At 42.3% G+C, this 10,509-nt stretch carries 11 protein-coding genes; 4 read left to right on the forward strand and 7 right to left on the reverse strand.

Annotation, left to right across the window (positions count from 1 at the left end):
* Together F8S12_RS08540 and F8S12_RS08545 are read left to right on the forward strand one after the other, a co-directional pair.
* A partial coding sequence (locus tag F8S12_RS08540) for a transposase (RefSeq protein WP_196515888.1) occupies positions 1–321 on the forward strand: 321 nt, incomplete at its 5' end.
* Positions 322–491: 170 nt separating this feature from the next.
* A complete protein-coding gene (locus F8S12_RS08545) occupies positions 492–1,559 on the forward strand; it encodes a PDDEXK nuclease domain-containing protein (RefSeq protein ID WP_331001368.1) in 1,068 nt (355 codons plus the stop codon).
* A gap of 50 nt (positions 1,560–1,609) precedes the next feature.
* Here F8S12_RS08545 and F8S12_RS41575 read toward each other — a convergent pair whose 3' ends face one another.
* Complete coding sequence (locus tag F8S12_RS41575) at positions 1,610–1,732, reverse strand: hypothetical protein (protein ID WP_269144784.1); 123 nt, start codon at positions 1,730–1,732, stop codon at positions 1,610–1,612.
* A gap of 219 nt (positions 1,733–1,951) precedes the next feature.
* On the opposite strand from F8S12_RS41575, the gene F8S12_RS08550 reads away from it, so the two are divergent.
* Positions 1,952–2,581 carry a ParA family protein gene (locus F8S12_RS08550; protein ID WP_196515880.1) on the forward strand — a complete coding sequence of 210 codons (630 nt, stop codon included), beginning with the start codon at positions 1,952–1,954 and terminating at the stop codon, positions 2,579–2,581.
* A complete protein-coding gene (locus F8S12_RS08555; RefSeq protein WP_196515881.1) occupies positions 2,574–3,152 on the forward strand; it encodes a hypothetical protein in 579 nt (192 codons plus the stop codon). Before F8S12_RS08550 ends, F8S12_RS08555 begins: the two co-directional genes overlap by 8 nt.
* Here the strand turns inward: F8S12_RS08555 and F8S12_RS08560 are convergent.
* The 6 genes from F8S12_RS08560 to F8S12_RS08585 all read right to left on the reverse strand — a co-directional run bounded on the left by F8S12_RS08560 (position 3,149) and on the right by F8S12_RS08585 (position 9,920).
* Entirely contained in the window at positions 3,149–4,192 is a 1,044-nt protein-coding gene (locus F8S12_RS08560) for a caspase family protein (protein ID WP_196515882.1), read from the reverse strand. The genes F8S12_RS08555 and F8S12_RS08560 overlap by 4 nt on opposite strands.
* Before the next feature lie 42 nt (positions 4,193–4,234).
* Positions 4,235–4,426, reverse strand: coding sequence for a DUF3368 domain-containing protein (locus F8S12_RS08565; protein WP_196515883.1), 192 nt, complete (start codon positions 4,424–4,426; stop codon positions 4,235–4,237).
* Positions 4,427–4,488: 62 nt separating this feature from the next.
* Positions 4,489–6,594, reverse strand: a complete 2,106-nt coding sequence (locus F8S12_RS40445) for a CHASE2 domain-containing protein (protein WP_230967888.1) — start codon at positions 6,592–6,594, stop codon at positions 4,489–4,491.
* Complete coding sequence (locus tag F8S12_RS08575; RefSeq protein WP_331001369.1) at positions 6,591–8,027, reverse strand: hypothetical protein; 1,437 nt, start codon at positions 8,025–8,027, stop codon at positions 6,591–6,593. Before F8S12_RS08575 ends, F8S12_RS40445 begins: the two co-directional genes overlap by 4 nt.
* Positions 8,014–8,949, reverse strand: a complete 936-nt coding sequence (locus F8S12_RS08580) for an AAA family ATPase (RefSeq protein WP_196515884.1) — start codon at positions 8,947–8,949, stop codon at positions 8,014–8,016. The genes F8S12_RS08575 and F8S12_RS08580 overlap by 14 nt, the downstream gene beginning before the upstream one ends.
* Positions 8,934–9,920: a hypothetical protein gene (locus F8S12_RS08585; protein WP_196515885.1), complete on the reverse strand. Its 987-nt coding sequence runs from the start codon at positions 9,918–9,920 to the stop codon at positions 8,934–8,936. Before F8S12_RS08585 ends, F8S12_RS08580 begins: the two co-directional genes overlap by 16 nt.
* Between the last annotated feature and the right edge of the window lie 589 nt (positions 9,921–10,509).

Here is a 10,509-nt window from a genome sequence, read left to right on the forward strand (position 1 = left end):
ATGATATATATACCTGAAGAAAATGCACTAATTGGAATTAGCCAAACAGAATTTAAAACATTACATTCAATTCATTGGGGGATTGAATGCTACCACAGAGCGATTAAACAAGTATGTGGTATTGGTCGATTTATGGTGAGGACATCTGAGGCAATTAGAACTCACTTTTTTAGCGCAATTCGAGCTTTTACACAATTAGAATTAATGCGGGTAGAAGAGTTAATTGAAAATTGGTATGAACTCCAAAGAAATTTATCTCTTCAAGTAGCTCGTGACTTTATTTTAGAACACCTATCACAGAAGTTGGGATTTACTGCATAGTATCACTTTTCTGTCAATGCGTAAGTTCTAGGAGTGTAACTCCTATCAGGTATGCGATGCATAAAGCATTAGGTTTTAAGTGTTGAACACGTATAAATGATTTCCTATTTCACACAGTCGGTTACTACAGTTAATGTAAAATACAGTAACCGCCCGACAAGTTCTTCACCGTGACCGATTCCCTTTTTCCCGAACTGAGCAACTATGACGCTTTTCTAAACATGCTTAAACAGCGCGTTCGCACCGCGCAAATGCGGGCGGCACTTGCTGTTAACCAAGAATTAGTGCTGCTTTATTGGCAGATCGGTAAGGAAATTTTACAACGCCAGCAGGATGAAGGGTGGGGAACTAAAGTAATTGAGCGCATAGCCAAGGATTTAAAACGGGAGTTCCCGGATATAAAGGGTTTCTCCCGTACAAACCTGCTTTATATGCGGGCTTTCGCGTCAGCCTACCCGGATGAGTCATTTGTCCACCAGCTTGGTGGACAAATTCCCTGGCGGCATAACTGCGTTTTGCTGGATCGCGTGAAAGTGCCGGAGCAGCAAGTTTGGTACATCCAGCAAACCATTGAAAACGGCTGGAGCCGCGCCATCCTGGAGATGCAGATTGAGAGCCGTCTTTATGAACGCCAGGGGAGTGCAGTCACCAATTTTGGACAGACCTTGCCTAAACCACAATCCGACCTGGCTCAACAGCTTATCAAAGATCCGTATAATTTTGACTTCCTGACTTTAACTCAAGAGGCGCAGGAAAGGGATTTAGAGCGGGCGCTAGTGGATCGCATTCGTGACTTTCTCTTGGAACTGGGAACAGGTTTCTCATTTGTGGGAAGCCAGTATCCTATTGAGGTTAGCGGACAGGAATACAGACTTGATCTCCTGTTTTATCACCTCAAGCTGCGCTGCTTTGTCATTATCGAGCTTAAAATGGTGGAATTTCAGCCAGAATTTTCTGGAAAAATGAACTTTTATGTGTCAGCAGTGAACGCTATTCTGCGGCATCCTGATGATCAACCTACTATCGGCATCATTCTTTGCAAGTCTAAAAACAAGACTGTTGCCGAACTCGCACTGCAAGGGATGACACAACCTATCGGCGTTTCCACACACAGGATAGGAAGAGACGTTCCAGAACAGCTTAAAAGTATCCTCCCTATGGTTGAACAACTTGAGATGGAGCTAGATACGGCTGCTGCCGAACTTGAAAGACAAGAGCCAAGCCGGATTGCAGATTAGGGTACATCCGCACATGTTCCGCCACAATTGCAGTTATTTTTTTTGCAGAATCAACGCTGCAAAATTGGTAAGGCATCGGTAACTTCTAGCCCTTTGTGTTCAATAAAGTCCAACAGTTCTTCTGGGGTGCGTGCATCTTCCTCAACATTGGCGTTGGGATTTACAGCTTTCAAGTCTAAGTTCTTCGCTTCAATTTCTGCACAGACAACAGTCCAACTGCGATCGTCGCAGCCATCACTGCTATTCTCCAGCCTTGGCGTAGTTTCAGAAAATCCTCTAAATGCGGCGTATTATTGATACAAACTCTGTAAGTTCGTATTTCACTTAATAACAGACTTACAGAGTTACAAATAACCAAACTTACAGATATTTTTCAGTTACGGAGTTAAAGTGTGCGTATTATTGCTGTTGTAAACGGGAAGGGAGGGTCAGCTAAGACAACGACTAGCGTCAACTTAGCAGCTATTCTCGCTGAGAAATCAAAAGTATTGTTAGTAGATGCAGATCCTCAAGGTTCTGCAACTTGGTGGACAGAGCGTAATGAGCGAGATTTTGAAATAGCCAAGGAAACAGGCACGAATGAGTTGTTAAAACTTAAAAAGGTGCAAGGGTTTGATTTTATAATCGTGGACACTCCTCCGGCACTCCACTTTGACGCACTTAAGATTACTATTGATGCTGCTGATTTTGTTTTGCTGCCATCTCCTCCAGCCCCAATGGATCTTAAAGCGCTGATTGAAACTGTACAGGCAACGATCATGCCAGCAAAAGTTAAGTTTCGAGTTCTATTAACCCGTGTTGATCCTCGTAGTTTGGGTAAGGCACTTGATGCACAGCAAGCACTAATGCAAGCAGGTATTCCGGCATTTAACGGGTTTATAAGGGCTTACGCTATTCATGAACAAGCCGCGCTAGATGGCGTACCAATTACTCAAGTTCGCACAAAAGTAGCTCGTGAAGCCGAAGGGGATTACCGACGTATTGCTGATGAGCTTCTTAGAGAGGTAAATGCTCATGGCTAAAGCACGTCGTCGTTTATCTGATCTTGTCCAAGAAGAAACTCAAAAAACCAGAGCTACAGACTTACAGACTTCGGAAAATACAACCTCTGAAACTCCGGTAAAAGTTGATGCCGAGAACACAGGGAACATAGACCTTGATTCCGAAGAACTACAAACTACGAAAGCTACAGACTTACAGACTTCGGAGGTTACAAACTCTGTCATGTCACTGGATGTTGCCGTAGGGAACAAAGGGAAGGTAGACCTTGATTCCGAAAAACTTACAGAAGTACAAACTTCGGAAGATACAAACTTACAGAGTTACAATCAACCGAAGTATTTAAAATTGGAACGTAAGGAGGCGCGGTTAAGACAAGATCAGATTGATGCACTTACCGACCTGACACGAAAACTAAATAGAAAAAAACAGGGTAAGAGTAGTGAGCGACTTACAGACAATACTTTGATACGTGTAGCGATAGATTTGCTGCTTAGTAAAGCTGATCTGCTTGAGGGTACTACTGAAGAAGAACTACGAAGGTCATTTAATCTGGAAGTTTCAGAGTACCAAACTTACAGAGTTACAGATTAAGGTTGCAATGCAGACTCAATCTTCTCTAGTTCATTACCAAGATGCGCCAGTTTTGCCTCTTCATCAAGAAGTTGCTGTTCTAATTGAAACTTAACTGCGGTTCCAGCCTCAATCGCAAAATCTGCCCGCATCCGCTTTACTTTCTGGCTGCGGATGTCAAATTCTACCTGAAGTGCGTCTAGTTTCTGCTGCGATCGCCGTCGTTGTCCAGGAGTTAAGCTAGTAGAAACTGGACTAGTTTCAATAGTTGCTGCTTCACCAGATAAAAATTTACTTCCACCAGCGTAATAACAAAGGGGAAAGTTATCGCCCAATTCCAGCACTTTATTTACAAACGGGTGCTGCGGCCCTGATGCTCTTTTGGGTACTTGGTCAAACAAGTAAACTAAAATATCAAGAATACGTGCATAGCCATCCTTATTCACCGTTGCTTTCCCTTGCAAGGCTTCTAGTAAGCAATCAGTGAAAGCACTGTAGAGTTGACCGGTGTAAGAATATTCGTCTTCTCGTGAAGAAGCAACCACAACTCGACCGCTTCCCGTTCCTAGCACATTTAATAGTTCTGGTGATAAGGGTGATTTTACAAAGGTTTCCCCTGGTTCCTTCAAAACTGGAACGCCACCAGCATGACAGCAATCTAATAAAACTACGAGTTTACGCGCTGTAATTGCTTCAATTTTTTGGGTAAATTCTACACCTGAGATAGCTGTGTCTGCGCGTTGACTGGGGTCATAGCCGAATGGTACAAGGAAGTATTCATTGGTGCGCTGGATGCGTCCACCGTGACCAGAGTAGTAAATGATCGCAGTTGCATCAGGATTTTGATTAACCTGGGCGATGATTTGGTCAAAAGCTGCGAGGATGTTTTGCCGAGTTGCAGAGGTTTCGGTTAGCAGTATGACTTGTTCTGATGGATAGGCGGCGCGATCGCTATCAATCAGTATATCTTGTATAGCCGTTGCATCTTTGACTGTGACTGGTAAATCAGCACCTACGCCAATAAGTAATGCATAACCGTTGGTAAAAGTTTGGTTTGTCATACAGTGGGTGAGGAATGCGATCGCCTTTTTTAATTTATAGATTTATGAGTAGTGTGTAAACATGAAGTTTTTATGGTAATAATATTCTCCTGCTGCATTCCAAATCTCAGTATAAAGCTGAAGACTGGCTCGAAAACCCGCTTCAGTCATTAAATCATCTATCACTGGTTTGACAGCAGGAATTAAACCTCTATGTTTAGCTACCAAGAGAATCCCTAATAATTTTGAATTCATAGAAACCTGACCTCATAGGATTTTAGATTTTAGATTGGGCACAAGGGGCAGAGGGGAAAAACTTAACGCAACTTCTCCCCTGCTCCCTGCTCCCTTGCTTTTTCCCCACTCCCCATTCCCTGTTCCCCATTTCCCACCCGCACTTTTGTTTTTGAATTATTATAAATTGACATCAAACCCCCCATAGCTACGAGCGATAAAGCCGACGGTACAAAAGGCACCCAAGCACCCGAAATTAACAGACCAAAGCAAACTACATACAAAACGCTAGAAGTAACACCGATTCCCAACGCCAACCAGGGTAACGAAAGCTTGCGCCAAGCCAGGACTCCCCCGATTACAGACCAGCCCCACATCCAGACCACCTCAAGCCACAGTGTCCAAACCCGCAGCAATGGCCGCCCATCCTGGACAGCACTAAGGATTTGGCTGACCATGTGGGCTTGTACTAACACTCCTGGCATTTGCTCATCTAAAGTAGCACCATAGGGTGTAGACCAAGTGTCTGGAGAATCTCCCTTCGCCACCACACCAATCAGAACAATCCGGTCTTTGATAGCGCTGGCGTTAACTGGACTAAATAAAAATTGCGTTAGCTTTACCTGTTCGGCTACTTGTTTTGAGGAACGGTAGTTGAGTAAGATTTGACCGCCATTAGCATCAATATTTTGATAGCTGCCAGTGCGAGATTTCAAATTTGGAAAAACAGTCTTACCCAGCTGCAAATTCCCTTGAGGGGTGAACTTTGGTTGAATTCCTAAGTAGAGGGAGGCTAGTTGTAAACTGAATGCATAAGGAGCAGAACACAACGATGTAGTCTCCTGGTTCATGAACAAAAGATGCCGACGGATCACTCCATCGCGATCGTAAATAAAGTCACTGAATCCCAGGTTTTCTGTAGGGATTTCTGGCGGCGGCTTAATCCCTTCAATGTTTATTGTGGAATCACTTCCCTTGCAAGCTCCAATCAAGTTCTGAGTTTGCTGGAGACGAGTAATTAAATCTGGCTCTTTGGCCGGAAAATCTCGGTAGATATCCAAGCCGATCGCTCGGGGTTGGTATTGATTCAGTTTTGCTAAGAGTTTATTGAGAGATTGTTCGGAAATAGAAGCTCCGATGAAAGACTCACCATTTTGTCTTTGAATTGCCAGATCGTCATCGTCAATTGTGATTATCAATAGTCGGGGATCAAGTCCTTCCGCAGGGCGCGATCGCATCATCTGGTCATAAGCTGAAATTTCTATATTTTCCAGTATTCCCAACCATCTAATCCCTGCAACAAAACCTGTCATAAGCAAACTTACAAAAATTAGTCTAAAGTTCAATCTGCTAGATGAAGTTTCGCGATTGTTAATTAACTTTTGTCTACTTGCTGCTTGGCTACTAAATGTTTTAATAATTGAAGTCTGAGTTTTTTGTTTTTCCGACCTGCTAACGTTATTTATAGAATGCTCAGTTACTTTGATGATTTTTTCAGGAATGAGTAAATTTATTCCAGCTAACTGGATTTGATTTTGATAAATATAAAATTTTGCAAACTGAGTTTTTGCGCTTTCTAAATCATCACGAATTAAGCTTTCCATTCCACGAAGGTATATTAATAATGGCTCAAATTCTGCTAGTGATTCGCCAACTGTTTCTACTAATGAAGCTAATCGTAATATTTCTACTTGATCTCGATTTTGATCTAATTTTGATAAAGTCAATGCTAGTTCGCGAACTGCTTCACTAGGAAGTACATAAGCTAACGCGGCCCATCGTTGAGCTTGGGCAAGGTCTTGAATATCAGGATCATCGTTACGTAGTTGCGGGTGAATGTAATCGAGTAGAAAGTTAGCAAGTTCATCAAGTCGCTGTTTACCAAAATGTGGGTCTTCCTTCAAACATTTAAGCAATTCCTTTCGTATTGGTAAATCCATCTCATAGAGTTCATACGCAACTTCATTACACAGGCTAGAAAGCAACAGATCCGCTACACTTACCCAAGGGATATTTAGCACTTGACCATGAATATCTCGCTGGAAGTTAGCCCATAAACGATATAACAAATCGGGTGTGAGCGCTAAGGGAAAAGCCGCATGATAAGCTAAATATAAGTGAGCTTTTCCAAAACGTTTTTTAAAAGACTCAATGCGTCGGTTAGCAACTTCAGGTTTGATTTTACTCATTTTATTCGCTCCTCAAAGTTCGGAGAGCGTCCGCGCAAGACATCAATTGCGTCCTGCATACCTCGGCGGTTGACTTCATACATCGGGATTAGATGGGCAATTTCTCCAGATGTAGTACCAAGCCAACGCGATTGCGGCATTGGATTCAGCCATGCAATATAGCGAACATATTGCTTAAGTTGTTTCACAAATGCCCCAGTTAAATCAATACGTTCTGGATTAAAACCACCACGAGCCGCACCTGCATCACTAAAGATGAGTACAACAGTTCGTTCTTGACGCAATTGGACTAAAACATTTTCAATCAGTTCAGCTTGTTGATGATTAGGGTCTTGGTAAAGATATTCTACTGGACAGTTATGAAAGTAATAGATATTGGATCTTCCTAAGCGTCCTCCCCGAAGAGCAGTTTCTACCAAGCGTTGTGATAGAGAATGAAATGGTATCATTGACCCATCTTGGTCAATAAGTAACAGCAATTCAGTTCGGTTTACCCGACGCGGTACGATTACAGGTTCTAAAAAAGTGCCTTGGTATCCAATTTGTTTGATTGTTGCTTCCACATCCAATTCAGTTGGCACACCTTCCCGGATCATCCGGCGCAAGTACCGCCACATCTGCTTCATCTGCCGTTGAGTTACAGGTAGGTAGTCGAAAGAAAGAATAAACTGATTGTAAGAATTTTGGTCATTCTTGCTGGTTGCTTGCAAAACTAATTGAGCGACTTGCACTTCATCTTCAATTACTTGAGTCAAACTTGAAGAAATATTTGAGTCTGTAGTTGCTTGGAGAAGGGAGCTATCATCATTGGCTGTTTGTTTAGATAGTCGCTCAGTCAGCCATCTAATAATTGTATATATAGTAGTTAAGACAGATCCGGAAGCTAACCCTACTCCAACTACTTTAAAAGCTAGACTTATAAATGGGGCGATCGTTTTCCAATTACTCTCGTTCTGGATTTGATTCGTCTGCGGTGCTGTAGTCGCACTAGGATTAGTTCCTGGAGTTGGAGTTGGATTAATTAATCCGGGCACCTGAGATGGAATTGCTGAATCTTTGGTAGTCTGATTTTGATTTCTGCTTGTTATCCCCCAAATAATCCCGACTCCTATAATACAAGCTCCCGCTAAAGCTACATAGCGAGTTATTTGAGAAAGCTGATGCTGCCGATTTGTCATAGTAGATGTTGGCGAGGTTGCCAAAACAGCCTCACTGCTCATCATTTGCTCAAAATGATACTCAAATAACTGCATTTCCTCTGTAGATTTGATCCACAAAGTCTGACACAGACGCTTCAAAGCAGCTTGATCATTAATTCCAAAGCCAGCTTGCATGGCTTGTAAAATTAACTGATACTCATCAATACCTAGTGGTAAGCCAGCTTCGCGCAGCTTAGTGAACAGTTCCAGTAAAGGCAAATCATTCACGTCCACGGCTCTGTCTCAAATAGCGTATATGGTCATCCCAACTTTTCAGCAACACGCCAGCATAAGGTATCTTGCCATCCAGTTTTGCCAAAGCCTCATCTTGAGGATACCGACGCAGAACGCGAAACCAGTCAATTAGTTCACTGGTGCTGACTTTCTTGCCAGCCTCCCCTTTATCTTTTCGCATTTCTTCCCGCAGCAGTAGGAAGCGAACTATGGTTTTATCCACCAAAGCTTGAGGTGAAGTAGGAAACAGAGCGTTAACAATCTGTATTAACCGCTCACGACTAGGAAATTCAACATAGTGAAACAAGCACCGACGCAAGAATGCATCTGACAAATCTTTCTCATCATTGCTAGTGATCAAAACAATCGGGGCTGCCTTTGCTTCAATTTCCTGACCTGTTTCCTCGATAATAAATCGCCGCTCATCTAATTCCAGCAGCAGGTCGTTGGGAAAGTCAATATCAGCTTTATCAATCTCATCAATCAGTACGACAGTGCGGTTTTCTTGCTGAAATGCGCGTCCCACAGGCCCCCAGCGTATATATGTAGTTGGGTCATCAATTCGCTGGATTTGTTCTGCTCTCAGGCGACCAGAAGCAGCTAGCTGGGCATCCCGCAACCGTCCAACTGCATCGTAGTTATACAAGCCATCCCGCCCTCGACTAGTGGATTTGACATACCAAGCTTCCAAGTTCAAACCTAGCTCGTAGGCAACTGCACTTGCAAGTTGAGTCTTACCGCATCCCGGTTCACCTTTAAGCAGTAAGGGACGTTCCAAGTAAATCGCTAAGTTGACTGCTTCTACCAGTTCAGGATTAGGCAAATACGGATATAACAGATGTCCGTTCGCCCCCCTTTCTCCTAGTTGGGGCTGCACTTTACCTGTATATTCCAAGACTTTTCCGCCTACAGCCTTAACCATTTTTCCTCTTCATCATACCAATTACAGCCAGACAGTTGACAAATTTCGCACAATGCGGTTTCTGGAATGCCATTATCACTGTTTTTCAGTATTATTTGTACTGTTTCATCTAACTGATCTATCAGTTTAATCGGCAATTCGTCTGCTGCATACTCTAGCCAGTTAGTCAGTTCATCGTCAGAAAATTGGTTAATCTCAGGCAGTTTCACAGGGTTATCTGGCTTCCAAGTAGGGTCGAGCCGTTCTACAAAAGGAATATTCCAACTACCTACGCAGCCATCATAATCTACCAGGAACATTAATAATTTGAATTGACTCGCTTGCGGGCTATCCGTATTAACTTTAGTCGCTAATAATAACCAAAAATCTCGGATCAGCTCGTCTAAAAGAGTTTCCGAAAGACAATCGACATCATATAAAATTAACAGAACATTCTGAGTTCGCCACCATTGATAAACTCGTTCGGCAATTTCAGGAATTGAGCTTTGCCTACCTAGACCAACTCTACCACCAAGTTCACGCCACAAAGCAGCACTGTCACTCCTCCGAGCAATGCGACTGAGTTCAATTCGCACAACCTTTCCCGTCATGATATTGGGGACATTTTGTACTACTAAACGATTTAACAACCAGCGCTGACCATAGTACAGTGAACCGTGGATTAGAAAAGCTGCTACTGAATGAGTCTCAATAAATCTCCGAAATGCTCGCGTCTGCTCTCGATAGCCCAATTTCAACAAAGCACGATACACTCTTCCACTAGATAAAGCTCGTTCCAGATCACCAAGCTGCTGATCCAATTCGTTTAGTTCAGCTTCAGTTTGTTGAATTTGCTTTTCTAATTGGAAGCGAATGAGAGTATCTGCTGCGATCGCATAATCACAACGTAACCGTATTAGCTTCTTGGCTACTAGGTCATACGGTTCTTGTAATGCCTGGCGTTTGTAGTGTAGGTGCTGCTCAGTGGACATCCAGTTACTTTTTGAGCCAAAAATGTTGTCTCAATACTCCAGATTAGCGAGGTGAAATTCAGTTAATTACATTCTGTTTCAATAGCTGAAATAGCTAAAACATCATTCTGACGCTATAGTATATGACTTATACATTTTATTCTTTTAGAAATTTACCAGTTAACAGACTTAGTATAAAGATATTTTTGTTTATTAACTTGGTGAAGTGATGAAATCTGAAGCTGTGCAAAAATTTACCTTTTTTAAACAATACAGAAGCACAACGGGAGCAATGCGATTTTGTGAGATAACCCCACCTGGAGAGCGATCGCTAATAAACTCTTACGTACATATTAAACATTTAATACAATGACCTGAGTAATATTCGTTAGAAGACACAACCTGTGCTAAAAACGAGGTTTCTGTACATTGTTGCGACTATAAAAAAGGTAAAATTTCTTTTCAGGAATAGTTTTGAAATAGGAAGTATCTACTTTTATGGAGAAAAACATATATGCAAATCTAAATTTTGCCGATTCATTATCAGATTTTAAAGAGGATGTAACGAAACTTTTAGAGTTGAAAAATATCGAGGAGTGGTCTGGAAGAA

It is taken from the genome of Nostoc sp. WHI (assembly GCF_015714725.1).
GTDB lineage: Bacteria > Cyanobacteriota > Cyanobacteriia > Cyanobacteriales > Nostocaceae > Nostoc.